The 25,435-nt window shown below is 72.6% G+C and carries 22 protein-coding genes; 16 read left to right on the plus strand and 6 right to left on the minus strand.

Features of this window, described 5'->3' with window-relative positions:
* Positions 1-80: 80 nt before the first annotated feature.
* Together ABGB21_RS05005 and ABGB21_RS05010 are read right to left on the minus strand one after the other, a co-directional pair.
* On the minus strand, positions 81-1,136 hold the full coding sequence (locus ABGB21_RS05005) for a hypothetical protein (RefSeq protein WP_347676504.1): 1,056 nt from the start codon (positions 1,134-1,136) through the stop codon (positions 81-83).
* A 43-nt stretch (positions 1,137-1,179) separates the two neighbouring features.
* Entirely contained in the window at positions 1,180-2,706 is a 1,527-nt protein-coding gene (locus tag ABGB21_RS05010; protein WP_347676506.1) for a transglycosylase SLT domain-containing protein, read from the minus strand.
* A 177-nt stretch (positions 2,707-2,883) separates the two neighbouring features.
* Between ABGB21_RS05010 and ABGB21_RS05015 the strand changes: the two genes are divergently transcribed.
* From ABGB21_RS05015 to ABGB21_RS05025, 3 genes are read left to right on the plus strand one after another with little or no spacing between them, the layout of a single operon-like run.
* Positions 2,884-3,504 carry a response regulator transcription factor gene (locus ABGB21_RS05015; protein ID WP_347676508.1) on the plus strand — a complete coding sequence of 207 codons (621 nt, stop codon included), beginning with the start codon at positions 2,884-2,886 and terminating at the stop codon, positions 3,502-3,504.
* Positions 3,505-3,508: 4 nt separating this feature from the next.
* On the plus strand, positions 3,509-5,569 hold the full coding sequence (locus tag ABGB21_RS05020) for an ATP-binding protein (protein WP_347676510.1): 2,061 nt from the start codon (positions 3,509-3,511) through the stop codon (positions 5,567-5,569).
* The gene (locus ABGB21_RS05025) at positions 5,550-6,173 is read left to right on the plus strand and encodes a DUF4255 domain-containing protein (protein ID WP_347676512.1); all 624 of its coding nucleotides are present in this window, start codon (positions 5,550-5,552) and stop codon (positions 6,171-6,173) included. Before ABGB21_RS05020 ends, ABGB21_RS05025 begins: the two co-directional genes overlap by 20 nt.
* Positions 6,174-6,556: 383 nt before the next feature.
* Here ABGB21_RS05025 and ABGB21_RS05030 read toward each other — a convergent pair whose 3' ends face one another.
* Positions 6,557-10,522 (minus strand): DUF4157 domain-containing protein, encoded by a 3,966-nt coding sequence (locus ABGB21_RS05030; RefSeq protein WP_347676514.1) that lies wholly within the window; start codon positions 10,520-10,522, stop codon positions 6,557-6,559.
* A gap of 187 nt (positions 10,523-10,709) precedes the next feature.
* Here ABGB21_RS05030 and ABGB21_RS05035 point away from each other — a divergent pair, with 187 nt between their 5' ends.
* The 13 genes from ABGB21_RS05035 (at position 10,710) to ABGB21_RS05095 (ending at position 22,729) form a co-directional block, all read left to right on the plus strand.
* Positions 10,710-11,042, plus strand: coding sequence for a hypothetical protein (locus ABGB21_RS05035; protein WP_347676516.1), 333 nt, complete (start codon positions 10,710-10,712; stop codon positions 11,040-11,042).
* Between the two features lie 18 nt (positions 11,043-11,060).
* On the plus strand, positions 11,061-12,662 hold the full coding sequence (locus ABGB21_RS05040; protein ID WP_347676518.1) for a phage tail sheath C-terminal domain-containing protein: 1,602 nt from the start codon (positions 11,061-11,063) through the stop codon (positions 12,660-12,662).
* A gap of 81 nt (positions 12,663-12,743) precedes the next feature.
* Entirely contained in the window at positions 12,744-13,175 is a 432-nt protein-coding gene (locus ABGB21_RS05045; protein ID WP_331214089.1) for a phage tail protein, read from the plus strand.
* 34 nt (positions 13,176-13,209) lie between these two features.
* Complete coding sequence (locus tag ABGB21_RS05050) at positions 13,210-13,566, plus strand: hypothetical protein (protein ID WP_331214090.1); 357 nt, start codon at positions 13,210-13,212, stop codon at positions 13,564-13,566.
* Between the two features lie 159 nt (positions 13,567-13,725).
* Positions 13,726-14,184 (plus strand): phage tail protein, encoded by a 459-nt coding sequence (locus ABGB21_RS05055; protein WP_347676521.1) that lies wholly within the window; start codon positions 13,726-13,728, stop codon positions 14,182-14,184.
* Positions 14,185-14,224: 40 nt separating this feature from the next.
* Positions 14,225-16,018, plus strand: a complete 1,794-nt coding sequence (locus ABGB21_RS05060; protein WP_347676523.1) for a DUF4157 domain-containing protein — start codon at positions 14,225-14,227, stop codon at positions 16,016-16,018.
* Positions 16,019-16,687 carry a LysM peptidoglycan-binding domain-containing protein gene (locus tag ABGB21_RS05065; RefSeq protein ID WP_347676525.1) on the plus strand — a complete coding sequence of 223 codons (669 nt, stop codon included), beginning with the start codon at positions 16,019-16,021 and terminating at the stop codon, positions 16,685-16,687.
* Entirely contained in the window at positions 16,680-18,344 is a 1,665-nt protein-coding gene (locus tag ABGB21_RS05070; protein WP_347676527.1) for a VgrG-related protein, read from the plus strand. Before ABGB21_RS05065 ends, ABGB21_RS05070 begins: the two co-directional genes overlap by 8 nt.
* Before the next feature lie 14 nt (positions 18,345-18,358).
* Positions 18,359-18,757 carry a PAAR domain-containing protein gene (locus tag ABGB21_RS05075; protein ID WP_347676529.1) on the plus strand — a complete coding sequence of 133 codons (399 nt, stop codon included), beginning with the start codon at positions 18,359-18,361 and terminating at the stop codon, positions 18,755-18,757.
* A 61-nt stretch (positions 18,758-18,818) separates the two neighbouring features.
* A complete protein-coding gene (locus ABGB21_RS05080) occupies positions 18,819-19,223 on the plus strand; it encodes a GPW/gp25 family protein (protein ID WP_347676531.1) in 405 nt (134 codons plus the stop codon).
* A complete protein-coding gene (locus tag ABGB21_RS05085) occupies positions 19,220-21,178 on the plus strand; it encodes a putative baseplate assembly protein (protein ID WP_347676533.1) in 1,959 nt (652 codons plus the stop codon). Before ABGB21_RS05080 ends, ABGB21_RS05085 begins: the two co-directional genes overlap by 4 nt.
* Positions 21,175-21,771 (plus strand): phage tail protein, encoded by a 597-nt coding sequence (locus ABGB21_RS05090; protein ID WP_347676535.1) that lies wholly within the window; start codon positions 21,175-21,177, stop codon positions 21,769-21,771. Before ABGB21_RS05085 ends, ABGB21_RS05090 begins: the two co-directional genes overlap by 4 nt.
* Positions 21,761-22,729 carry a hypothetical protein gene (locus ABGB21_RS05095; protein ID WP_347676537.1) on the plus strand — a complete coding sequence of 323 codons (969 nt, stop codon included), beginning with the start codon at positions 21,761-21,763 and terminating at the stop codon, positions 22,727-22,729. Before ABGB21_RS05090 ends, ABGB21_RS05095 begins: the two co-directional genes overlap by 11 nt.
* A gap of 58 nt (positions 22,730-22,787) precedes the next feature.
* Here the strand turns inward: ABGB21_RS05095 and ABGB21_RS05100 are convergent, their stop codons facing one another.
* The 3 genes from ABGB21_RS05100 to ABGB21_RS05110 all read right to left on the minus strand — a co-directional run bounded on the left by ABGB21_RS05100 (position 22,788) and on the right by ABGB21_RS05110 (position 25,347).
* Positions 22,788-24,173 carry a hypothetical protein gene (locus ABGB21_RS05100; protein ID WP_347676539.1) on the minus strand — a complete coding sequence of 462 codons (1,386 nt, stop codon included), beginning with the start codon at positions 24,171-24,173 and terminating at the stop codon, positions 22,788-22,790.
* Positions 24,174-24,372: 199 nt separating this feature from the next.
* Positions 24,373-24,837, minus strand: coding sequence for a GNAT family N-acetyltransferase (locus tag ABGB21_RS05105; protein ID WP_347676541.1), 465 nt, complete (start codon positions 24,835-24,837; stop codon positions 24,373-24,375).
* A gap of 45 nt (positions 24,838-24,882) precedes the next feature.
* Complete coding sequence (locus ABGB21_RS05110) at positions 24,883-25,347, minus strand: hypothetical protein (RefSeq protein ID WP_347653597.1); 465 nt, start codon at positions 25,345-25,347, stop codon at positions 24,883-24,885.
* Positions 25,348-25,435 lie beyond the last annotated feature (88 nt).

Genomic DNA, 25,435 nt, shown 5'->3' on the forward strand with positions numbered 1-25,435 from the left:
CGGGGTGGGGGATGGAAATAGCCGTACGGGCGGCCAGAGGTGCACGATCGCCGATGCGGTTGCGGCGGGTGTGCCTCCGGTCAGGGCACGACGTCGCACTTCGGTGCCACGGCCCGGTACCGGTCGCAGTAGGCGCGGGTCGCCTCGACGGTACCGAGGCCGTCCTGCAGCAGTACCCAGAGCCCGCCCTGCCCGTCCGCGACCTGGTCGGAGGTGGTGCTGTCGACCAGGCGTACCGGCATCCCGGCGGCGGCGAGTCGGGCCAGGGTGGCGTCGGCGGCGGCCCGGCCGTCCGTACCGCCCTGCTGCGGGAAGACGTCGACCAGCGCGTACGGCCGGCTGACCGGAGCGGGGGGCGGCGCGGTGGACCCGGCGACCCCCCGACCGGGCAGGTCGATCCGTCCGCCGAACACCACGGCGGTCGCGGCCAGCAGCACCAGCAGCACCGTGCCGAGCACGGCGGCGGGCCGGCGGCCGAGCCGGGGTGGCGCGAGGCCGTCCTCCTCGGCCGTCGCCACCGGCGGCGCGTCCTCGTCCGCCTTGATGTCGTGGCAGGTCACGGTGAGGACGTACCGGGTCTGTGAACCGATCAGCGCGCCCCGTGGGCGGACCCGCAGCCGGGCCGTACCGGTCCCGCCGGGAGGCAGTTCGACCACCGTCGGCTCGACGGTGACCTGACCCGGCGGGTCCAGCCGGGTGCCGAGCCGCAGGGCCAGGCTGGTGGCATCGAGGTTGACCAGGGACAGAGAGAACGGGACCGTGCCCCGGCGGGCCGGTTCGCGGGACAGTACGGCCGCCAGGCGCGGTGCCGGGGTGACCGTGACCAGGCCGGTGGCCCGGCCGACCGGTACGCCGTAGCGCGGGTCGTCGGCGCGCACCGTGAACGGCAGCACCGTCGCGGCCGGTGGTACGTCGGCCGGCGGGTGGAATCTGACGTCGACGGTGCCGCCGTCACCCGGGGCCAGGGTCAGCGTCGGCGCGTCGATCCGGGCCCACGAGCCGGCCCGGTTCGGCTGCACGGTCAACCGCACCGAGAGCGGGGTGGCGGAGCGGTTGCGCACCTCGACCCGTACCTGGGCCGGCACACCTGGCACCAGGGCCACGGGCGCCTGCGGAAGGATGATCTCCACATCCATCGACGATGTCCCTCCTCGCGCCAGCTGGACGGTCCGGCGGCGGTCAGCCGAGCGGGGTGGTGGGGCCGAGCGGACCGGTCGGAGCGGTCGTACCGGGGCCCGGGGCCAACGGTCCGGCGGTCGCGGGGTCCGGACCGCCCGCGCCGGCCGGAGCCAGCGGGGTGACCCGGGCGTCCAGCGGGTTCGAGTCGCTCTGGTACTCGAGTGCGTCACCGAAGCCGTCCGCGTCGCTGTCGGCGAGCCGGGGATCGAGGCCGATGACCCGTTCCAGGTTGTCGTCGAGCCCGTCCCGGTCGGCGTCGAGCTGGTCGGCGGTGAAGCTGCCGTCCAGGTGTCCGTCGGCGTCGCTGTCCGGCGAGGTGGGGTCGAGGCCACGGGCGAGTTCGAACGCGTCGTTGAGCCGGTCACCGTCGGAGTCGGCCCGGCGCGGGTCGGTGCCGGCGGTGACCAGCTCGTAGCTGTCGGAGAGGTTGTCTCCGTCGGTGTCGGCACGCAACGGGTCCAGACCGAGCCGTCGTTCCAGCGCGTCGGTGAGAGCGTCCTGGTCGGTGTCGGCGCCGCCGAGCTCCGGCGCCGTTTCGACCGGCGCCGTTTCGACCGGCGGCGGTGGCGGTGGTGGTGGGGTGGTCGGGGTGGGCGGGGTGGCGGTGCCGTCGGAGATGCCGGGCATCAGCGCCGCGTAGGTGAACCGGTTGCCGGCCTTGAACTCGCCGACGTCGTTGACCGGGTTCTGCGCCTCGACGGTACGGCCGTTGCCGAGGCTGATCGCCACGTGCGCCCCCGGGGTACGGCCGTCGCCGGGGCGGGGTTCGCGGTCGAAGTGGAACAGCAGGGCGCCGGGCGTCTTCTTGGCCTGCTCCACCGGAATCAGCAGACCTCGTCGCTTCAGCTCCAGGTACTGCGCGGTGGCACCGTCGGTGATGGTCACGCCTGCCTGGTGCGCCGCCCACTGCACCAGTTCCGAACAGTCGAAGGTGTCCGGGTCGCTGTCCTTGAGCCTGGCCTCGGCACCGAAGACGTACTGGTCACCGATCTGGTTTCGGGCCGCCTCCAGGAACCGGTCGAGGGCCGGGTTGTCGCCCGGGCCCCCGCCGGCGGGACGTTCGGCGGCCAGGGACGTCGCGGTGGCACCCGGGGCCGGATCCGCCGTCGGCGCGTCGGCGGCCACCCGGTCCCGGTAGCCGCGGGTGCCGCTCCACATGCCGTGGCCCGTCCCGTCGCCGTACGCGACGGCGGCCCGCTCCGCCTCGTCCCGGTAGCGCAGGTAGCGGGCGCTGCTGCCGCCGTGGGTGACGGTCCACGGGGAGACGTCGCCGCCGTGTCGGGACACCTCGTACGCGGCCCGGGCGTTCTGCAGCGGATCGTAGAGGTCGTACCGCCGGGCCAGTTCCGGATGCGCCCGCGCGTTGATCTGCCACAGCCCCCGGGAATCCTCGCCATAGGGATTGTGCGCCCGGCTGTTGCCGCCCGATTCGGCCAGAGCGATGGCGGTCATTGTGGCAGATTCGTCCGGGTTGAAACCGGCCCGGCGGGCGAAACCGTATATCTGCTCCGCGGAGTACCTGGGCATGGCACGAGCGTAGGACCCGCACACCAGAGGGAAAAGCCGATGAACGGGCGGCCATCCGAGATGCGATCAGCCACTTCGGACGGATATCCGACAGGTCGGCCAGACGATTGGCCACTGTCGAAGGATCGACCCGGACCGCATCATGATGCAGCGGACAGGCCGGGGGGGTGGGATCGGATGCAGCCACAGAAACCACCGTCGGTTTGGGTCGACAACAATCACGCCATCGTGCGCCGGGGCATGGTCGCGTGTCTGCAGCAGGCCGGGTTCGTGATCCGCGGGGAGAGCGCCGGGCTGGCCCCGACACCGGTCGTCGGCCGGCTCGACGTACTGCTCTTCGAGTCGGAAGGTACCGCGCTGCGCCGTGCCGTACGACTCGTGGCGGGCTCGCCGACCCGGCTCGTCACCACCGTCCGGATCGCCACCGAGCAGCAGGTCCGGGAAATCGTCGACGCGGGTGTCGCGGCCGTGCTGCCGCACGACGGACTCACCCCGGAGTCCCTGGTCGCCAACGTCCGCGCGGTGGTGACGGGTGCGGTGACGCTCCCCGGCGACCTGCTCGCCCGGTTGCTGACGCACGTGACCCGGACGGCCAGCCTCGGCCCGGCCGCGCTCAACGCCCGGGAACGGTCGGTGCTGCGGCTGCTCGCCGAGGGATTCGACACCAGGGGCATCGCCGAGGACCTCCGGTTCTCGGAACGAACCGTCAAGAACGTTGTGCACGACGTACTCACCAAGCTGAACTGCCGGACCCGCGCGCAGGCGGTCGCCCTCGCGACGCGGGAGGGCGCGATCTGATCCGATGACCGGCCGCCCCGACGCCGCCACCGTGCTGGCCGACCTCCTGCTGCAACGTGAGGCGCTGGTGTGCCGGTTGGCCGACGGGCGCCCGCCGCGCGACTTCGCCGGTATGTACGTCGGACCCGAGGACCTGGACCGGATCCTGGCCACTCTGCCCGGGCTGGACGGTCCGGCCCCGTCACTGACCGCGGAGGTCAGGAAACGGACCGATCCGGAGCTGAACCGGGCCCGAACCGAGTTCCGGTCCATGCTGGATGGTGCTGCTCCGCTCGCCGTGCTGGCCCGTACCGCCGGGCTGGCCCCGTCGGACGCCGAGGTGTTGGCCCTGCTCGGCGCGGTCGAGACCAGCCCGGCCCGGCAGCGGCTGGTCGCCTACGTCCAGGACTCGGTGCAGCAGCCGCTGCTGACCGTCGCCACGCTCGCCCGGATCTTCGCCGACCCGGACCACCCGGCGGACCGCTGCGTGGCATCCGGGTCGCCGCTGCGTCGGGCCGAACTTGTCGAGGTGGCCGCCGAAGGACCGTGGGCGACCCGGGCCTGCGGGCTGCCCGCCCGGGTCGTCTGGCATCTGCGGGGTGACGGGTCGGCCGACGTCGACCTGCCCCCCGGGACGGTAAGGCTCCCCGCGACCCGCGACCGGACCACCACCGGTGCCAACTCGTCGGGTGACGGCGGTTCCTCGGCCGGTGCGCCCGCAGGCGCGGCGGCGGTGAACGGCACCGTTGTCGGCGACCGGACAGGTGGGCTGGCGGATTCGGGGTTGTTGCTGGTGCACGGCGGCGACCGGGAGAGCCGCCTGCAGGCGGTCGAGCGGCACTGGCCGGACCAGGGCCGGTTGATCTGCCCGATGCCGGAGACCGGCGCCCAGTGGGCGGCGGTGGTGCGCGAGGCCACCCTCGGCAACCTGGTGGTGGTACTTCAGTCGGGCACCGCCCCCGACGCGGCCGGTGCCGATGTGGTGGTCCGGAGCATGCACCTGAACTGGGTGCTCTCCACCCCGGGTGAACTGCCGCTCGAGTCGGTGCCGGTCCGCCCGTGGCGGGAGATCCGGGTGGCCGGCGGCGAGGCCGGTCCGGAGGACTGGCGGGAACTGCTCGGCACGGAACCGGATCCCGCCTACCGGCTCACCCGGGGACAGCTCCGGCTCGTCGCCGCCGCCCGGCAGGACACCACCGGCCCGCTCGGGCCCGCGGTCCGCCGGCTCGCCGGCGGCTACCTGGAGCGGTTGGCGGTCCGGATCCGGCCCCGCCGCGGCTGGGACGACCTGGTGCTGCCCGGGGACGACCTGCGACAGTTGCGGGAGCTGGCCGCTCGGCACCGCCGGCGGGGCAGGGTGTACGGCGACTGGCGGTTCCCGCCACTGCCGTCGACCGGGGTCGTCGCGCTCTTCTCCGGAGCCTCCGGCACCGGCAAGACCCTCGCCGCCGAGGTGGTCGCCGGTGACCTCGGGCTCGACCTGTACAAGGTGGACCTGTCCTCGGTGGTCAGCAAGTACATCGGCGAGACGGAGAAGAACCTCGAGCGGATCTTCGTCGCGGCCGGCGCCGGGGACCTGGTGCTCTTCTTCGACGAGGCGGACGCCCTGTTCGGCAAGCGTTCCGAGGTCTCCGACGCCCGCGACCGGTACGCCAACATCGAGGTGGCGTACCTGTTGCAGCGGCTGGAGAGCTACGACGGTCTGGTCGTGCTCGCGACAAACCTGCAACGCAACATCGACCAGGCGTTCCTGCGCCGGATCTCGGTCGCCGTCGACTTCGTCCTGCCGGAGGAACCGCAGCGGCGGGCGATTTGGGCGCGGTCGTTCCCGCCGTCCGCCCCGGTCGCCGATCTCGACCTGGACTTCGTCGCCCGACAGTTCAAGATCTCCGGAGGGCTGATCCACAACGCCGCGCTCGGCGCCGCCTTCCTCGCCGCCGACGAGGGGGACGTCATCACCATGCGGCACGTCATCCTCGCCATCAAGCGCGAGTTTCAGAAGCTCGGCCGGCTGCGTACCGAGGCGGAGTTCGAGCGCTACTTCGACCTGGTGAATCGAGACGCCGATGCTGCACCAACTCGATGAGTCGATCGAGGTGTTCCTCCGGGCCGCGGTGCCACTGCCGGCGCGGGACGTGGACGTCGCGTTCGACGCCCCGGACGGGGACTGGGCGGCGCGGGTCTCCCGACCCACGGTGAACCTCTACCTCTGGGACGTACGCCCCAACCTCGACGAACGCTACTTCGGGGAGGAACTCGTCGAGGACGACGAGGGCCGGCGCTACCGCCGGGATCCACTGCCCCGGGTGGACTGCCGCTACCTGGTGACCGCCTGGACGACAGAGGTACGCGACGAGCACTCGCTGCTCGGTTCCGTGCTGGCCGCGCTGCTGCTGCATCCGGAGATCAACGCCGAGCACCTGCGGGGCGTACTGGCCACCGTCCGCCCGGTGCCGTCGCTCAGCCTGCGGGGCGGCGACGGGTCGGAGAACTCCGACTTCTGGTCGGCGCTCGGCGGGCAGCTCAAGCCTGGGCTCGACCTGGTTGTCACGGCGACTATCGACGCCGCCGCGATGGTCGCCGTCGGTCCCGAGGTGGCGGGCATCGACGTCCGTGCCGTCCCCGATCTGCGCCCACCGCCGGTCGACGAGCCGCGACCGGGGGAGTCCCGCAGCAGCGGCACCGGCTGACGGCGGGCGGGCGGGCGTCGGGACGCTGCCGTCTCCGGCGCCGCTGCCGGTATCGGTATCGGTGTCGCTGTCGCTGCCGTCGGTCCGGTCGACGGCCCGGCCGTGCCGGCGATGCCCGCCGACCGGACGGTGTCAATCGCCCTGGGCGGCCTCGGGTGCCAGGCTGGGTGGAGGGCGGCCGGCCAGGCTCGGCACCGCCCCGGCGCTCGGCGGGCTCGCCGACCAGCGCCTCGCCGTCGTCGCGGACGAAGACCAGCGAGGGGATCTCTGGGCGCCGGCTGCCGAGTCGTACGACCTCGGTGGCGCCGTTGACCAGGACCGCGGCCGCGGGGTAGGTGCGGACCGACGGGCAGCTCGGTCGTGCGCCGGTGGTCGGGTCCCGGCTACTCCCCGGGGCCCCGGAACCGGTCGCCGATCATCTGGGGGTCGTCCAACCGCTCGTCCTCGCTGCCCTTGCTGCTGTTCCGCCCGCGCGGCATGATCTCGGGCAGGTCGGAGTCGCCGCCGGTGCGGTACCAGTCGCGCCGTTCCTGCTGCGTCATGTTGACGCCCTCGGTCTTGAAGTGCACGACGACGGCCGGGGTGTGGTCGACCGTCGCCTCACCCGGGCTGTCCGGCCGGTTGACGTAGGAGCTGCCCCGCCACATCCACCGGCGATCCTCCGGCGGCTTGGTCAGGTCCTCGGCCGGCGTGCTCTCGGCCACCACCCGGGCCAGGTGCGCCTCGACCGCGGCCGTGTAGTCCGTCGGGTAGAACACCCTCCGCCACCTGCCGCCCCGGCAGAGCTCCGGGAGCAGGCTGTACCCGTTTTCCTCCACCTGGGCGTACCGCGAGCCGTGGTTCCCGCCGGTGAACGGCTTGACGACGGTGTACGCCCCGGACATGCTCTGCACGAACTCCCGGAGCGGGATCAGCCGTTCCGGTTCCGATCCCGGGTTGTTCCGGTGCCGGCTTTCGACGCCGGTGTCGAACCGGCACCTGACCCAGTAGCGGGGGGTGACGCCTTCCCGGGTGTCTATCCCGTCGACGGTCGCCGGGTATTCCATGTTGTTCGTCCGCGCCCGGACCATGACGCGGGTCCTCAGCAGCGCCTGCACCACCAGGATGTCGGCCCGCTCCTCGGGGGTGGCGCCGGCGAACCCGCCGAGCAGCGACGGGTCGGACTTCACCAGTTCGACCATCTGGTGGACCACCCGCCGGCGGTCGGCGTCGGCGCCGGTCGGCGGTAGTCCCCGGTACTCGATGTACAGGTCGCGCAGCCGGTCGACGTTCGACACCGGCTGCGGATCGGAGGCGAGCATCAGGGCGCCGCCGGGACCCGCGTAGATCGAGTGCGGCTCGCCGTCGACCGTGAACTCCTCCCGGAGCTGCCCGGCGTCCGGCTGCTGCGGGTCGGCCGCCCCGGGCGGGCCGATGCCGAGCGGGGCGAGGGCGGCCTGACCGAGGCGTTTGGCCTGCTCGAAAAGCCAGGTGAGGGCCTGGTCGACCAGTTCACGTAGTCCCTGGATGATCTCGACGACCTTCTCCGGTACGTTGCCGAGCCCGACCTGGTTGGCGAGGAAGCCGATCGCCACCGGGATCGCGTTCGCCAGTCCCCGCTCGACCTTGGCGGCGCCGGGGGCGATGTTGCCGGCGGCGACGGCCGCGATCGTCGTGACGTAGTCGTTGACGATCTCCAGGATGTCGCGCAGGTACTCGATCGCCGACTCGATCGCGTTGAAGAACGCGACCATGCTGTTGACCACGGCCATGATGCCGGTCGGGTCCAGCATCGACAGCAGCCTGGCGGTGACCTTCTCGACGATCTGGGTGACGATCCAGTCCTTCGCCATGTTCAGCAGGGTGTCCCAGAGGTTGCCGAGCTGGTTCTCGACGTGTCGCCAGAGCGCGGCGACGCCGCCCTCCTGGACGTCCTTGACGAAGCTCCACACCCCGGTCAGGGTGTCGATCGCGCCGCGGATCTTGGCGACGTTCTCCTCGCCGATCTGCTCGCCGAGCTTCCGCCACAGCAGCTCGCCGGTGATCCCGAGCACCTGGAGCACCAACTCCAGGATCGACCTGAGCGAGTAGTCCGGCGGCCGGGTGATGCCGAGCTGGCCGAGCCCACGGAACAGCCAGGACGCGAGCCCGTCGAGCAGGTACGACAGCACGTGGTCGAAGAAGCCGGCGAGTCCCGCCTTCAGCGCCGCCAGCATGTTCACCAGGAAGCCGACCGGGTCCCGCTGGATGTCGTCGATGGCCTGCATCGCGTTGCTGACGATGCTGCCGAGCAGGTCCGACGGGAAGTTCATCAGCTTGAGGATCAGCTCGATGACGACCTTCATGACCTCGACGACAAACTCGACGATCCGGGTCAGCGGCTCGCCGAACCTCTCCAGCACCCGGACGAACGCGGCGACCGGGTTGAGCAGGTCCTCCAGCGTGAGCGAGTTCCAGATGCCGAGGAAGGTGTTGGTGATCAGGTCGAGCGAGATGCCGAGCCGGGACATCGCGCCCTCGATCCGGGCCCCCGCGTCGGCGATCACTCCCGACTCGGCGAGCTGTTGGTACGTCGCCTCACCGTTCGGCAGCAGGGCGATGAAACCGCCGATCAGGTTCGCGGCCGTACGCGGCACCGCCTCGTGGGTGAACGGGTTCTCTCCGAGGATGACGGTGAGCAGCCGGAACCCGGGCAGTTTGTGTGCCTCGCCGCTGAGCCAGCCGAGCAGCGCGTCCTTGATGATCCGCAGCACCGCCGCGATGACGTCGGTGGCGAAGGCGGCGACCCGCTGCACCAGCCCGACCGCGTCCCGGGCGAGCCGGCTGAGGTTCTGCGGCAGGTTCGCGATGTTCTCCGGCTGGATGGCGGCCCAGCCGGCCTCGAACAGCGCGCCGAGTTCGGAGATCAGGGACAGGAACCGGCCGATCTGGGTGTCGAGCCAGTCCGCGGTCCGCTGCAGGGTGCCGCGCTCCCGCATCTGGGCGAGGGTGTCCTGCTTGCCGATCAGGGTGAGGAAGTTGGCGAGGATCTCGACCGTGGTCGCCTCGACCGGGGTACCGCGCAGCGGGTCGTGGTGGATGACCTTCGTGGCCAGCGTCCAGACCGGGGTGTCCGCCAGGTACGTCTCGGCCAGCCCGACGGCCGCCTCGCGGATCATCTGGAGCACCGTGTCGACCAGCGACCGGGCGAAGACGAGCGCGTCGGCGTAGATCGCGCCGACGTAGCGGGCGATGATCGCGGCGTTGCCGTCGAAACCCTCGAGGACGTCCAGCTCGTCCCAGGCCCGGTCGATGTCCGCGCTGATCCGGGCCAGGGTCAGGTTGTGCGCGACCAGGCCCCCGTCCACCAGTGCGAAGGCGTCCTGCAGGATCTCCAGTTCGAGGAGCTTGTCAGCGATGTGGTTGCCGAACGGCACCAGCCCGATCACGCCTCGGACCAGGTTTTCCGGGCTGCGTTCGACGCTCCGGTCGTCGATCGGGTCGTAGCCGGCGACAACCGTGAGCATGTCGTATCCGGGCAGGTCGCGGGCGTACGTCCGAACGGCGTCGACGATGAAGTCGGGCAGCAGGCTGTCCGACGAGCGGTGCACCAGGTCCCGGTAGACGTTGACCGCCTGCTGCTGCACAACGTGGGTGGCCTCGTGCGCCATCAGCGCGACGTCGTGCGGTGACTCGCCCGGGCCGAGGAAGATGTGGTTGCCGAAGGTGAACGCCCGGGCGCCCAGCTGGACGGCCGCCTCCTGCGCCGCCGGACCGGTGTGCAGCTGCACCCCACCGAGCGGCACACCGAGATGCGACTCGATCCGGTCACGGACGTCCGGCGGCAGCTGCTCGCCCGCTCCCGGCTCCCGGATCAGCGACTCCAGGGCGGGGGAGACGTCCACGCCCGTACCGTCGCCGGTCGACCCGTCCGCGGCGGCGGGGGCGACCGGCGCCCGTGCCGCCGACAGGGTCCTGGCCGGTTGGTAGGCACCCGGCCCGGCGCTCACCCGGGCGGCCATCGCGTCGGCCTCCCGTTCCATGGGGTCACCCGGCTGACTGACCGAGAGTTTCCGCTGCGGGCCGCCGGCACCGAACCGGCCCAGCGCGGCGCCGCCGCCGGCGGAGAGCATCGGAAGGCCGATCCCACCCCCGGCCGGGTCACCGCCGACGCCACCGCTGACCAGGCGGCGCACCGCGGCGTTCCCACCGTGCGAGACCGGCGGGCGGTTGCCGGGTACGCGTTTGGCCTGGACCGTCACCGTCGCCGTGGCGTGCCGGGAGACCGGCGCGGTGGCCGTCACGTCCTCGTGGGTCAGCTGCTTCACCCCGGGTGGCCCGTCGTGACGACGGGCGTGGTCGGCGCCGCACACTCCCGCATCGGCACGCACCTCCACGGTGGACAGACGCCGACCGACGTTTCGGTCGGTCCCGCTCCGTTCCAGGATCGACCGGGGTCGAGCCGGCGGCAAGCATCCGTACGGCCGGTGCACGTTCGACTGCCCGCCTGCACCTTCCGACGGAGGCGGCCCGGGGCACACGCTCGTCGGTGTGATCCCCGGGCCGGTGGAGGTGACCATGACCCGCGTGCTGATGGGTGACTTCGGCGCCCTGCACCGCCTCGGATTCGAGGAGATCCTCCGGGTCGACGGCATCGAGTTGGTTCGGGCCAGCGCTGCGGACGTGGTCGGCGGCCTGGTCGAGGCACTGCCCGACGTCATCGTGCTCGACCTCGACCAGCGCGACACCCCGGAGCTTGTCCAGCGGATCGTGCACGACTTTCCGACCGTCAAGGTCGTGGCCTGCTCGTCCGAGCAGCCGATGATGCGCGTCTTCCCGCCGTTGCACTACGGCGAGTCCTACACCAGCGATCTCGACCCCGCGCTGTTGACCAGCGCGATCCAGGCCTGACAGCGAGGAGTGGTACCCGTGGCCGCGTCCTACGGAGCACCGGGCGTCTACATCGAGGAGCAGCCCAGTGGCTCGATGCCGATCGAGGGGGTCGGCACGGCCGTGGCGGCGTTCGTCGGCTTCACCGAGAAGTACGACGCCGAACAGGGCGATCCGACCGACCCGGACGGCGTGAAGCCGCAACTGGTCACGAGCTGGCCGCAGTACGAGCGGATCTACGGCGGGTTCGTCGCGGGCGCGATGCTGCCGCACGCCGTCCGGGGCTTCTTCGAGAACGGCGGCAGCACCTGTTACGTGGTCCGGATTCCGGGCGGCAACGGGGTGGACGGTCACGGCCGGCTGACCCTGCCCTCGGCGAACCGTCCCGAGGTGGGCAGTCTGGACGTCTCGGTGCTGCGTCCCGGCGCCCGGGTCGAGGTGGAGGTGGTCGCGCCGGGTGCCGACGGCGGCGGCGGAGACGGCGGCCAGGACTACACCCTCCGGGTGTACGAGGACGGCACGCTGCGCGAGGAGATCGGTGGCCTGCAGTTCACCGGCAAGACGCCACGCACCCTGGAGCGGACCGTCAACGACCGTTCCGAGTACGTCCGGGTGGAGGTACGGCCGGCGCAGGGCGTACCGCTGACCGACCGGGCGCCGGTGCCCGGCCGGTACGCGGTGGAGATCCCGCCGCCGGTGACCTCCGGGGTGACTCCGGCCGACCTGGAGGGTTCGGTCGCCGAGCGGACCGGTTACCAGGGGTTGGCGATCGCCGACAACGTGACGATCGTGGCGATCCCGGATCTGGTCACCGTCACCCGGGGCGAGGACGGCAGCCTCGACGAGGAGACGTACCTGGCGGCGCAGAAGCAGCTCGTCGACTGGTGCGAGGCGAGCCGTACCCGGATGGCGGTGCTGGACGTGCCACCCGGGCTGAACGCCACCCGGGCGTTGGAGTGGCGGTCACGGCTGGGCCGCGACTCGGCCTTCGCCGCGCTCTACTACCCGAACCTGGTGGTGACGAATCCGCTGGCCCGGCCGGGCGCGACCAACGGGGAGCGGTTCCTCACCGTCCCGGCCAGCGGCCACGTCGCCGGTGTCTGGGCCCGTACCGACGGGGCGCGCGGGGTGTGGAAGGCACCGGCGAACGAGGCGGTACGCGGCATCGTCCGGTTGGAGACCGAGGTGACCACCGGTGAGCAGGACCTGCTCAACCCGGAGGGGGTCAACTGCATCCGGTCGTTCGGCAGCTTCGGTACGAGGATCTGGGGTGCCCGTACCCTCGCCAAAACCGACCCGAGCTGGCGGTACGTCAACGTCCGGCGGTTGTTCAACTACGTCGAGGAGTCGATCCGCCGGGGCACCCAGTGGGCGGTCTTCGAGCCGAACGACCGTGACCTGTGGGAGCGGGTGAAGCGCAACATCTCCTCGTTCCTGCGCGGTCTGTGGATGCAGGGTGCGCTGGTCGGCACCACCGCCGACCAGGCGTTTTTTGTCCTCTGCGACGAGAGCAACAATCCGACGTCCTCGGTCGACGAGGGTCGCCTGATCGTCGAGATCGGCATCGCGCCGGTGAAGCCGGCCGAGTTTGTGATCTTCCGGGTCAGCCAGTGGCAGGGCGGCGGCGCGACCAGCGAGTGACCGGGTGGACCGTGGCCCGGCGTGGTCCGCCGGGTCGGTCCGCCGGGATGAGGCAACGGGTGTGCGGGAAAGGAGTCGAGAATGCCGGATCTCATGACGACCTTCAGTTTCGTGCTGGAGATCGACGGGGTGGAGCTGGCGAGCTTCCGCAAGTGTTCGGGGGTCGAGGCGGAGACCGAGACGATCGAGTACAAGGAGGCCACCAAGGAAGGGCGGATGATCATCCGCAAGGTTCCCGGCGCGATGAAGTGGAGCGACATCACGCTGGAGCGCCGCATCGACGAGTCGAAGGCGCTGTGGGAGTGGCGCAAGCAGGTCGAGGAGGGTGACATCGACGCGGCGCGGCGGGACGGCTCCATCGTCATCAAGGACTCCAAGAAGACCGAGGTGGCGCGCTGGAACTTCGAACGCGGCTGGGTCTCCAAGTGGACCGGTGCCGAACTCGACGCCGGCGGTAGCGAGATCGCCACCGAGAAGGTGACCATCACCCACGAGGGGCTGCACCGATCATGACCGGGCACCCCCACCGGTACGACCGGGAGCCGGCATGAGTCTGCGTACCGAGTACCCGTTCATGCTGCCGAAGGGTTTCCTCGACGAGCACGGCAGGCTGCACCGCACCGGGACGATGCGGCTCGCCTGCGCCCGGGACGAGATCGAACCGCTGCGTGACCCGAGGGTCAAGGAGAACGACGCGTACGCGACGGTGATCGTCCTGGCCAGGGTGGTCACCGAACTCGGCGAGGTGTCGAGGGTGACCACGAAGACCATCGAGTCGCTGTTCGTCAGCGACTTCAGCTACCTGCAGGACCTCTACCGCATCATCAACTTCCAGGATCCGAGCATCCTCGACGCGTTGGAGCCCGGCACCCCTTTCCCCCCGGCGTCGGTGGAGGTGGGTTAGGGCACTACGCACAGGACGAGCTGTGGCAGGAGATCGCCTACCTCGCGTACCACCTGCACTGGGATCTGGACCGTCTGCTCGACCTGGAGCACGGCGACCGGATCCGGCTGCTGCAGGAGGTCGGCGGTCTGAACGAACGCGCGTGGCAAGGAGTCCAGGGTGGCTAGCGCACACACGGCCGATCCGCCGTTCACCGGCAGGTTCGTGTTCGCCGTCGACGGCATCACGATCGGCGCCTTCACCGAGGTCTCCGGACTGTCGGTGCAGATCGAGGTCGAGGAGGTCGCCGAGGGTGGGCAGAACGCGTACACCCACAAGCTGCTCGGCCGGATGAAGTGGCCGAACCTGGTGCTCAAGCGGGGGATCACCGACAGTGACGCGCTCTTCGCCTGGCTCGCGGAATGCTCCGGGGAGGGGCTGACGCTCAAGGGCAACAAGGTCGTGCCCCGGGACGGCGAGATCAGCGTCCTCGAGGGCCGGGGCGGCCCGGTACGGAGTTGGCACTTCACCGGTGCGAAGCCGGTCAAGTGGACGGGACCACGGTTCGCCGCCTCCTCCCGGGAGCTCGCCGTCGAGGAACTGGAGGTGTGTCACCTTGGCTTCCGTACCAAGCTCTGACCCCGGTTCCGACCGACCGGCCACCGGTACGGGCTCGGCCGTGTCCGGGCGCCCGGTCCGACGTCTGGGCCGCTGGCGGGCCGGGCTCGTCCGATGGCTGCGGTTGCCGGAGACGTCGTCCGCCAGCCCCGGCCCGATCGCCCCGGGCCTGGTCGGTTCGCTGTCGATCCGCCCGCCCTGGGCCCTGCTGACCCGGCTGCGGCTGTGGCGTCGGCGGTCGACGGGGCGGACCGGTGCGGCGGTCGGCGGGCCGCTGTCCGGTGGGACCGGGCCGGACCGTGGTGCCGCTCCCGGGCCGGGGCAGTTGCTGCGGACCGGTCGCCGGTACCACCCCGATCGGCCACGCCCGTTGGTCTCCCGACCCGGCTCCGTGGTGTCCGACCCGGTGATCCGGGCGGACCTGGACCTGCCCGTGGTGCCGGTGTACCGGTCACCGGCCGCGCCGACGCTGACATCGCCCTCCGGCGGCCACACCGGCCCGTACGGCCACCGCCCGGACGCGGCTCCCGGGGCCGCTCCGACCCGCTCCGCCGGGCCTGGTACGGCGGCCTCCCGAGCCACCGGCCCGGGCGCCAACATCCTGCTTCTCCGTCGCGGCGCCGTACCCCAGGCGGCGGGCGGCGGCAACGCCACTCCGCCCGGCCCCGGTCACCTCGTCGGCTCCGCTGACCCCGCGACGCGGGGTCGTACCGCCGATCCTGGTGCCGCTGCCCCCGGACCCGCTGCCCCCGGATCCGCCGCCGGGCCGGGCCGCCCCCCGGCGCCGGGGCGCTCCGCCGGCATCCTGGCTGCGCGGCCGGCCACCCTCGCCGCCCGACCACCCGCCGGTCCCGAGGTCCGGCCGCCACACTCCGCCGGTGACCTTCCGGTGCTCGGAGCCGGAGTCGCCGCACCCGGCACCGTGCCCGACCCGACCGGCGCGGTACGGCTCACCGCCCCGCCGCGTCCCGCCTTCGCGCTCGCGCCGCCCGGTGCCACCGGTCCGCTCGCGGGTGCCGCCCCGGGTGGGACCGAGACACCCCGGCAGCGCTGGGAGGCTGCGGTCGCCGCCCGCCCGCTGGAGTCGCCCCGACCGCTGCCGTCCGGCCTGCACGCACTCGCCCGGGCGATCACCGGCCGGACCAGTCCGCCCCGGTTCACCACCGGTCCGGCGACCCGGCACGCCCTGGCCGCCGCCGGCGCGCTCGGCGCCACCACCGGCTCGGTGGTCCACCTCGCGGCCGTACCGAGCGGCCCGGCCGCCGCCACTGTGCTGGCGCACGAACTGGCGCACACCCGCCACCCGGTACGCCGGCCGCGGTTCCTCCTCGCCGGTGGTGGCGGCCTGCTCGACGACGACGAACGGCAGGCGCTCGCCGCCGGCCGGGACCTGCACGCCGCCGGGCCGGCCGGCGTCGCCGACACCATCGCGGCCGGCATCGTCGACCGGCTGCCGGTCGGCGGCGGGCTCGGCGCGGTACGGGAACTCGTCACCCAGACCACCCAGGCGGTGATCGAGGCGATGCCGCAGTTCCCGACCGGTGCCGTACCGGACAGCGCACCAGGTCCGGCCGGCCCCGTGCCGGCCGGGTCGTCAGCGTCGTGGGGCGCCCCGGCGGCAGGTGGTGGGCCGGCGCCGGGCAGCGCGTCGACGGGATCCGGGTGGGAGCAGCTCGACGGGGCGCCAGCGGCGGGGCCGCCCACGGTCGGCGCGGTGCCGCAGGCCGCTGGTGAGACCGGTGGCGTGCCGACGTCCGGGACACCACTGGACCCGGACCGGGTGGTGGCGATCGTCGAGGAACGACTGCTGCGGGAGATCGAACGGCGGGGCGGCCGCTGGGCGGGGGTGTTCTAGGTGGCGGGACCGGAGAAGGCGTTTCTGCGCAGCGAGACCGGTACGGTGATCGACTGTCTGTTCAACCCGGCCGAACTGACCGTCGCGAAGGCGAACACCTGGCGACCCGCGGAGAGCAAGGGCCAGAACGCCCCGGTCATGCGTTTCCAGAGTGGTCAACCGGCAACCCTCACGCTCAACCTGGTGCTGGACACCACCGACAAGGGCACCGACGTCCGGAAGCACACCGGTCAACTGCTCGACCTGATGAAGGTCGACCGGAACCTGGCCGGCTCCGACGGGCAGAACAACAGCGCCCGGCCTCCCTGGGTGAAGTTCCACTGGGGACGGATCTACTCGTTCAAGGCGATCGTCGAGCGGATGCAGGTCAAGTTCACCTTCTTCGCCAGTGACGGCACGCCGCTGCGGGCCAAGGTCGAGCTGTTCCTCCGCCAGTACGAGGACGACGAGGTCCGGCCGCTGCAGAACCCCACCTCGCACACCCCGACCCTGCACACCGTGCACCGGGTGGTGCAGGGCGAGACCCTGGACCGGATCGCCGCGTCACACTACGCGGACCCGACCCGGTGGCGGCTGATCGCCGAGGCCAACGCCGTGGTCGACCCGTTCGCGGTACCCGCCGGGGCGCTGCTGGTGATCCCCGAACTGCCGGTGCGTCGCCGTGGCTGACCAGGGGCGGCGACTCGACGGGGTGGTGCTGACCGTCGACGGTCGGCCGCTGGACACCGACCTGTACAGCCGGCTGACCCTGGCCCGGGTCGAGGAGTCGGTGCACCTGCCGGACGAGTTCGCGCTGCACTTCGACGACCCGCACTTCGAACTCTTCGACCGGGGTACGTTCACCGTCGGCACCCGGGTGGAGGTCGCGTTCCGGGCCGAGAACGACCCGGTGGTGGTGACCGTCGGGGAGGTGACCGCGATGGCGGTCCAACCCGGCGTCACCGGTCGCCACGAACTGGTGCTCAGCGGGCTCGACCTCACCCACCGACTGGCCCGCGGGCCGAAGTCGCGCAGCTTCCAGCGGGTCACCGACGCCGACATCGCGACCCGGATCGCCGGCGAGTACGGCCTGCAGCCGGACGTGGACAGCACCGGCGAGGTGCTCGAACACGTGCTGCAGGTGGGCGAGACGGACTACGCGTTCCTCCGTCGCCGCGCCGTCCGGATCGGATTCGACTTCTGGATCAGCGACCGTACCTTCCACTTCAAGCGCGGTCCGCGGGCCAGCGGCACCCCGCCGGTGCTGCGCTGGGGCGGCAACCTGCACCACTTCACCGTACGGTTCGCCTCGGCCGAGCGGTGCGACGAGGTGGAGGTCCGGGGCTGGGACTCGCTCGGCAAGCGCGCGGTGACCGGCCGGGCCAGCGAGGGCGAGCCGGGGACGGACGCGCCGGCCGCCGAGGAGTTGGCGGCGGCGGCCCGCCGCAGCTTCGGGCGGGTGACCCGGTCGGCCGGCCAGTTCCCGGTCGTTGACCAGGCGGAGGCGGACGCGCTGGCCCGGTCGTTCCTGTTCCGTACCTCGGCGGGGGAGGCGGTGCTGCGCGGCGAGGCGGCCGGTGACCCGCTGCTGGGCGCCGGTGCCGAGGTCCGGGTCGAGCAGGTCGGGGCCCGGCTCTCCGGCCGCTACCGGGTCACCAGCGTCGAGCACTCGTACGGCGCCAACCGTCCGTACCGTACCCGGTTCGTCTGTGGCGGGAGGGACGCGGCGACCCTGGCCGACCTGGTCGGCGGCACCGACGGTGGCGTCGGTCCGCGTACCGGCCAGGGTTGGGGTGGCCTGGTCACCGGCATCGTGACCAACAACAACGACCCGGAACAGCTCGGTCGGGTCAAGGTCACCCTGCCCACCCTCTCCGCCGACGACGAGAGCACCTGGGCCCGGGTCGTCACCCCGGGTGGCGGTGCCCGGCGGGGGCTGCAGTGGCTGCCCGAGGTGGACGACGAGGTGCTTGTCGGGTTCGAGTTCGGCGACCTGGGCCGACCGGTTGTCCTCGGTGGGGTGTGGAACCGGCAGGATCCGCCGCCGCAGCCGGACGTCGCCGGTGGTGAGACGGTGCAGGCGCGGATGCTGGTGAGCCGGATCGACTCGCGACTGGTGTTCACCGACGAGCCCACCCCGTCGGTGGAGTTGGCGCTCGGCGGCGGGAGCTGCTCCCTGCACCTGGAACAGGCGGAGTCCACCCTTACCGGCGACCAGAAGCTGGTGGTGTCGGCGAGCCAGGTGGAGATCCGGGCCAGCCAGAAGCTGCAGCTGACCGGGGCACAGGTGGAGATCAGCGCCAGCGGTCCGCTGACCCTGTCCGGCAAGCCGATCAGGCTCAACTAGGCGGAGGTGGCGACATGGGGCAGCCGGCCGCCCGGCAGAACGACCCGGTGACCGGGACGGACACCCACATCGTGCTGGTCCCGTCGCCCGGTGGTCCGGTGCCGACCCCGATGCCGCTGCCGTTCGCCGGCAGGCTCGTCTCCGGGCTCTCTCCGGACGTGCTGGTGAACGGGCTGCCGGTGGCGGTGGCCGGGAGTGTGGCGCAGAACCTGCCGCCGCACCTGCCGCCACCCGGCACGTCGTTCAGCCGGCCGCCGACCAACCAGGGCCGGGTGGTCACCGGGTCGACGCTGGTGCTGGTCAACGGCAAACCACTGGCCCGGGTCGGCGACCCGGTGCTGACCTGCAACGACCCGACCGACCTGCCGGCCGGCACGATCGCCGGCGGCTCGACCGACGTACTGGTCGGATGAGCCGGCGCGGTGCCGCGGGTCGGCGGCGTGCGGAGGTGCGGTGACGGAACGAGGAGGTGACATGAGCGGAGACTTCATCGGCCGGGGGTGGGGCTTCCCCGCCGCGGTCTCCCACGCCGGCGCGGTCCGGCTGGTCGGAGGTGCCGACGAGATCGACGGGGCGATCCGGATGATCCTGTCGACCATGCCCGGGGAGCGGGTGATGCGCCCGGAGTTCGGCTGCGCGATGTGGGATCTGGTCTTCGCCCCGCTCACCGCGGGCACCCTCGGCCTGGTCGAGCAGGCGGTCCGGGAGGCGATCGAGCGGTGGGAGCCGCGGATCGTGCTGGACCGGGTCGAGGCGCTTGCCGAGCCGGGGAACGGCAGTGTGCTCATCGAACTCGGCTACCGGCTGCGGGCGACGAACGACCGGCGCAACCTCGTCTTCCCCTTCTACACGATCCCGATCGAGGAGCGCGACTCGTGAGCCTGCCCGCACCGAACCTCGACGACCGGCGGTTCCAGGACATCGTCGACGAGGCCAAACGTCGGATCCCCCGATACTGTCCGGAGTGGACGGACCACAACGTGTCGGACCCGGGTGTCGCACTGGTCGAACTCTTCGCCTGGATGACCGAGATGACGCTGTACCGGCTCAACCAGGTGCCCGACCGGCTCTACGTCAAGTTTCTCGAGTTGGTCGGGGTCGAACTCTTCTCGGCCGTGCCGGCCCGGGCGGACCTGCTGTTCACCCTCACCGCGCCCCGGGCCGAACCGGTCCGTGTGCCGGCCGGGACCCAGGTCAGCACCGAACGCAGCGGAGACGAGGAACCGGTCGTCTTCCTCACCGACGACGACCTCCGGATCGTGCCCCCGGAACTCGTCGCCTGTCTGATCCACACCGAGGGCCGGTTCGAGGACCGCTGGGACGACCTGCGGCGGGAGGCGTCCGCCGTACGCCTGTTCCCGACCCTGCGTCCGGACGAGGCGGTCTACTTCGGATTCGCCGCCTCGGCGGCCGCGAACCTGCTCCGGCTGGCGGTGACGACCGGGCCGGAGGGCGCGGGCGTCGATCCGCGCCGGCCGCCCCGGACCTGGGAGGCGTGGGACGGCCGGGACTGGCGTCAGGTGCGGATCCTGGCGGACACCAGCGCCGGGTTCAACACTCCCGGGCAGGTCACCATGCTGGTGCCGCCCCGGCACGAGAGCCTCGCACTGGGCACCCGGCGGGCGCACTGGCTGCGCTGCCGACTGCTCCGACCGGAACCCGGCCAGCCGGCCTACACCAACCCGCCCGAACTGGAGTCGGTCGCCGTCACCGCGCTCGGCGGGGCCGTCTCGGCGCACCACGCCGAGCCCGCCCCGGCCGAACTGCTCGGCGTCAGCGACGGCCGTCCGGGCCAGGTCTTCCAGGTACGACGGATCCCGGTGCTGCCCCGCCGGCCCGGTGAGACGGTACGGGTGGTGCTGCCCCGGCACGACCGGTCCGCCGAGCCCGAGGAGCAGGAGTGGACCGAGGTCGCCGACCTCGCCGACGCCACCGAGGAGGACCGGGTCTTCACCTGGTCCGGGGCGACCGGCGAGATCCGGTTCGGTCCCCGCGTGCTGGACCGGGAGGGGCGGGTCTGGCAACACGGGGCGATACCGCCGATCGACGCCCAGGTGATGGTGACCGGATACCGGTTCGGCGGGGGCCGGCGGGGCAACGTGCCGGCCGGCCGACTGACCGTGCCGCACACCTCGATCCCGTTCGTGGCGTCGGTTACCAACCTCGACCCGAGCATCGGCGGCGTGGACGCCGAGACGGTGGAGAACGCGAAGCTGCGCGGCCCGTTGCTGCTGCGCGGCGGCCGGCGGGCGGTCACCGCGGAGGACATCGAACGACTCACCCTGGACGCGGCACCGGCGGTGGCCCGGGCCCGTTGCCTGCCGCCGGAGCGGCCTGGTGAGCCGGCCCGGCTGTTCGTCGTGCCGCGGGTCGACGTGCCGCCGGAGTCGCTCGGGCTCGATGACCTCGCGGTACCGGCCGAGCTGGAGGAGCAGATCAAGGCGTACCTGGAACCACGCCGGCTGCTCACCATGCGGATCCGTATCCAGACTCCGCGCTACCAGGGGGTGAAGGTGGTCGCCGAGGTCCGGGCCGGGCCCGGGGTCCGCACCGAGACCGTACGGGAACGCGCCGAGCAGGCCCTGTACGCGTTCCTGAACCCGCTGACCGGCGGACCGGGCGGCGGGGGCTGGCCGTTCGGCGTCGACCTGCGGCTCGGCGACGTGTACGCGGTGCTGCACGACGCGTTCGGGGTGCAGGGCGTGGAGGCGGTCCACTTCTTTCCGGTCGACCTGCGCCGGCGGGAGACCCTGGACCAGGTCGACCAGCGGGTACGGCTGATCCCGGAGGCGCTGTTCATGTCGTACCAGCATCGGGTGGTGGTGCAGCAGTGAGCAGCACCGCCGCGACCGGCTGGCTGGCCGCCCAGCTGCCCCGTGCCCTCGCCGCCGATCCGGTCGTCCACGGGTTCGTGGCCGCCTTCGAGGAGATCGCCGACTCGGTACGGGACCGGATCGACAGCATCGAGCACCAGCTCGACGTCGGGCTGGCCAGTCCGGAGATGCTCCAGTTCCTGGCCTCCTGGTTGGGCCTCGAACTGGAGCCGACCGACCCGCCGGAGTACCAGCGTGAACTGGTCCGCGAGGTGGGGCAGCTGCTCGGTTGGCGGGGCACCCGGTACGGCATCGAGGGGTTGCTGGCCGCCGCGACCGGCTCCCGGGTGCTGGTGGACGACGGGGGTGGCGTCTACGGCCAGCGGGACGAGATCCCGCCGCCCGATCCGACCGTCACGGTTCGCCTCGACCACACCGGTCATCTCACCGAGCAGCAGGTACGCGGCATCCTGGAGGCCGAACTGCCGCTCGGCGCCGAGCTGCGGCTCGACGTACGTTTCCCGTCCCGGGGCGAGGGCGGTCCGGGGCAGCGGCGGAACCGCCCGGCTGACCCGGGGGACGGGACGGAAGCGGGTGGTGCCGGTGGTCGGTGACCGAGGCACCGGATTCGTTCCGGTGACCTGCCCGGACTGCGGTGGGCCGGTACGCCCCGACCGGGAGCGGCTCTGCCCCCGCTGCGGCTACCCGCTGATGTTCCTGCGCGACGCGTCGGAGCCGGAGGCGCGGGTGGTGGCGCGTACCCCGGGTGAGGTGGAGGATGTCACCGCGGTCTTCGCGCCGCCGCCCCCACCGGCAGCACGGCAGGTCCCGGCCGGGTACGGCCCGGTGACGGTCAGACCCGGCGAGGTCGCCTGTCCGAGCTGCGGCTACGGCAATCCGGCCGCCCGGATCCGCTGCCAGCGGTGTGGTCGGGAGCTGCGCGTGGTGCCGGTCAGCGTGCCGCCGCCACCGATGCCGCCCGCGCCGGCACCGATTCGCCGGAGGCCCCGGTACCCGCTGATCGCGCTGGTCGCCGCCCTGGTCGTCGCGGTCGTCGCGGCGACCGGGCTACTGGTGGCCCGTTCGGGTGTGCTGCAGAACCGGCCGGGTGCGACGCCCTCCGCCGCGCCGGTGCCGATCCCGGCCGACCGGGTCCGCGCCGACGCCTCCAGCATCGTGCCGGAGTCCGCGCGGTTCGCGGTCGGCAACCTGCTCGACGGCGATCTGGCCACCTGCTGGCAGAGTGACGGCGACCGGCTCAGGAACAACATCGGGGTACGGCTGACCTTCGAGTTCGACGCTCCGGTCCGGCTCGCCCGGATAACCCTGGTCAACGGGTACGCCCGGACACCGACCGACTACCGCAACAACGAGCGGGCGGCCCGGCTGACGGTCGTCACGGAGGGCGGCTCGGTGCCGTGGGTGCTGCCGGACAGCGCCGAGGCGCAGACGATCGACCTGCCGACGGTGGCACCGACCGGCACGGTGACCCTGGTCGTCGAGGAGGTCTATCCCGGTACCCGGTTCCGGGACCTGGCGATCACGGAGATCACCTTCGCCGCCCAGCCCTGACCGGCAACCGGCCGGAGCCGCTCAGCGGGGAGAGCGGGGTGGACCGGGTCGGGACCGGTCAGCGGGGGAGCGGGGTGAACCGGAGCTGCTGGAGGGCGGCCGGAGGCGGTACCGGGGTCAGGTCGGCCGGCAGGCCCCGGACCACCACGTAGTCGATGCCGCCCCGGCGGCCGTCGTCCTCGGCGGTCAGGTCGTCCTCGACGGTCCGGGACAGGTCGCGGTAGACGACCTCCAGCCGGCGGGTACCGCTGCCGCCGAGCCTGATCTCCACCGAGGCGGCCGGGTCGACGAACCTGATCTGGACCGGTACGAAGTCGCAGGCGCCGGCCGCGTCGGGCCGGGCGGCGGTGAGGAAGCGGCTGCCGGAGCCGTCGACCCGTACCGCGGTGGCGGTGGCGGTGGCGCACTCCGGCGGACCGTCCGGGTCCGGCTTGCCGCTGAGCAGGATGCCCTGTTCCCGGAAGGCGTCGCTGGGCACGAAGCCCTCGCTGACGCCGGGTGGCCGGGTCAGGTCGATCTCCTGCGGGCGGGCCGGGCCGACGCTTGTCACCTCGGGCGTGGCGGCGACGGTCGGAGTCACCGTGGGAGCGGTCGGGGTGGGCGCCGGTGGGGTCGCCGACGGCGCCGGGGTGGGGTCTCCACCGGCGACGGGTCCGCTGTCGGCCCCGGCGACCGGGGTGGCCGGCGGGGTCGGCGGCGGGCCGGGGCGGGCGATCAGCGCGGCGACCACCACGGCGGCGGCGAGTACCAGGACGCCGCCGGCCAGCCCGGCGACCCGGGTCAACCGGGAGGCGAACCGGGGGCGCTGGACGAAACTCGCCCTGATCTGCCCGGCCACCCCGACGCCGACGGCCTCGATGTTCAGCGTCCGCTGCTTCTCCCGGTTCCACGGCACCGGGGCCCGCACCGTCAGCAGCGCCCGCGCACTGGTGCCGGTCGGCAGGTCCACGGTGGGCGGGTCGAACCGCGCGAGCACCCGGCGCTCGGGGTCGGTGGCGGTCAGCCGCAGCCGCAGCGGGGTGTTCCCGGTGTTGGTGACGTCCACCGCGTACCCGGCGGACCGGCCACCGGACGCCACCTCGGGCTCGACCCGGAGGCCGACCCGGTCGACCGGGGCGACGGTCAACGGCAGTTCCTCGCAGCGGGAGACGTCCTCGCGGTAACGGGACCGCACCAGCACGCCGAGGACGTGTGAGACGGCCGGGGCGGGCGGCTCCCGACGTACCCCGAAGGTGATCGAGGCGGTGCCGGTCTCGCCGGGGCGGAGTTTCGTCACCTCCGGCTCCGTCCGGGCCTGCCAGCCCTCCGGCAGCCCCAGCGGGTCGATCACGTAGTGCTCGACGACGTCGCTGGTGTTGGTCACCGTGACCGCGACGGTGGGCGCGTCCCCGGGCACCACGTCGAGCCGTTCGGGCGACAGGGTCACGCGGAGCGGTAGGGCCATTGGCGTCTCCTTCGGCCGCGGCGGCGCGCACCGACCACCATTCGCGGTGAATCGTCGCACCGGGCCGCAACCGGGAGCAATGAACGTCGATCCGCTGTCGGGGAGCCGACCGGGGCGGCGGTACGCCGTTCGGCCGGCGCCGCCGGATCGCCTGGGCCGTCGCGGTCGCCGTCCGGCCGGCGACCCCGGCCGGGTCAGGTCAGCGGGTGTGGACCAGCCAGACGTACGGCACCGGCTGCGGGGCGTTCCACTCCGCCTCCTGCTCCGGGCTGACCCGGGTGAACCGGGCGGCCGCGTAGCAGCGCAGCGCGGCGTGGTTGTCGGGATGGACCCGCAGCAGGACGCTCGGGTACGTCGACCGGGCGGTCAGCTCCGCCACCAGGCGCTGGCCGACGCCCTGCCCCCGGCGACGGGGGTCGACGATCAGGCGGGCGAGTTCCGACTCCGCCTCCTCCTTGTCCGACCACAACTCGCCGTACGCGACGAGGTCGTCCCCGTCGTACAGCCCGAACGTCTGTACGTCGTCCCCGACCGCCCACCCGGCGACCTTCTCGGCGGGCACCGGGCCGTCGGTGTGCCCGCACCACATGGCGGCCTCCTTCGGCGAGGTGGCCCAGGCGGCCACGGTGGCGGCGAGGTCGACCGGGAACGGACGGAGCTGCATGACATCCTCGACAGACGCGGAAAGGGGCGGTTCGGTCCGGCGATGTTACCCGGGCCGGTTGACCGTGGCGTCGTCGGTGACCGCTGACGTGCCCGCCGCCTCGTCCACGGCCGTCCGGGCCGGCGGTGCCGCCGGCTCCGGAGCCGCTGCCGCCGGTGGCGGCGGTTCGGGCCGGGTGGCGTCGACCACGTCCACCGCCACCCGGAACAACAGGGTGCCCAGGGACAGCACCAGCCCCGCGACCAGGACCGTCCGGAGCACCGTCGAGTCGGGCAGGGCCCCCGCCAGGACGAAGACCACGACCGCCAACTCGACCACGATGACCGAGGCGATGGTCAGCGAGTACGCCCGTACCCGGGGCTTGGTCCAGAAGTAGCCGCCCGCCGGGTCGACCCGACGCGACGGACGCTGCTGGCGGCGTACCTGGTCCAGGTAGCGGGAGTCCCAGATCAGGGCCAGCAACAGGACGGGGAGGACCTGGGCGAGCGTGGTGTAGAAGTCCCGGTACACATCGCCTCCGCATCGGTGACCGCGGCCGTGGTGGAGAACATCGACGGTAGTGCGAACGTCAACCCCGGGTGGCGTTGTGACCGGTCCG

The sequence above is a fragment of the Plantactinospora sp. B24E8 genome, assembly GCF_039871735.1.
Classification (GTDB): Bacteria; Actinomycetota; Actinomycetes; order Mycobacteriales; family Micromonosporaceae; genus Plantactinospora.

Coding starts and splice junctions, on each gene's coding strand:
- ABGB21_RS05100 (WP_347676539.1), bottom strand. CDS start 24,173: ATGGCCCTACCGCTCCGCGTGACCCTGTCGCCCGAACGGCTCGACGTG.
- ABGB21_RS05025 (WP_347676512.1), top strand. CDS start 5,550: ATGCTGCACCAACTCGATGAGTCGATCGAGGTGTTCCTCCGGGCCGCG.
- ABGB21_RS05045 (WP_331214089.1), top strand. CDS start 12,744: ATGCCGGATCTCATGACGACCTTCAGTTTCGTGCTGGAGATCGACGGG.
- ABGB21_RS05050 (WP_331214090.1), top strand. CDS start 13,210: ATGAGTCTGCGTACCGAGTACCCGTTCATGCTGCCGAAGGGTTTCCTC.
- ABGB21_RS05080 (WP_347676531.1), top strand. CDS start 18,819: ATGAGCGGAGACTTCATCGGCCGGGGGTGGGGCTTCCCCGCCGCGGTC.
- ABGB21_RS05035 (WP_347676516.1), top strand. CDS start 10,710: ATGACCCGCGTGCTGATGGGTGACTTCGGCGCCCTGCACCGCCTCGGA.
- ABGB21_RS05005 (WP_347676504.1), bottom strand. CDS start 1,136: ATGGATGTGGAGATCATCCTTCCGCAGGCGCCCGTGGCCCTGGTGCCA.
- ABGB21_RS05075 (WP_347676529.1), top strand. CDS start 18,359: ATGGGGCAGCCGGCCGCCCGGCAGAACGACCCGGTGACCGGGACGGAC.
- ABGB21_RS05020 (WP_347676510.1), top strand. CDS start 3,509: ATGACCGGCCGCCCCGACGCCGCCACCGTGCTGGCCGACCTCCTGCTG.
- ABGB21_RS05105 (WP_347676541.1), bottom strand. CDS start 24,837: ATGCAGCTCCGTCCGTTCCCGGTCGACCTCGCCGCCACCGTGGCCGCC.
- ABGB21_RS05015 (WP_347676508.1), top strand. CDS start 2,884: ATGCAGCCACAGAAACCACCGTCGGTTTGGGTCGACAACAATCACGCC.
- ABGB21_RS05010 (WP_347676506.1), bottom strand. CDS start 2,706: ATGCCCAGGTACTCCGCGGAGCAGATATACGGTTTCGCCCGCCGGGCC.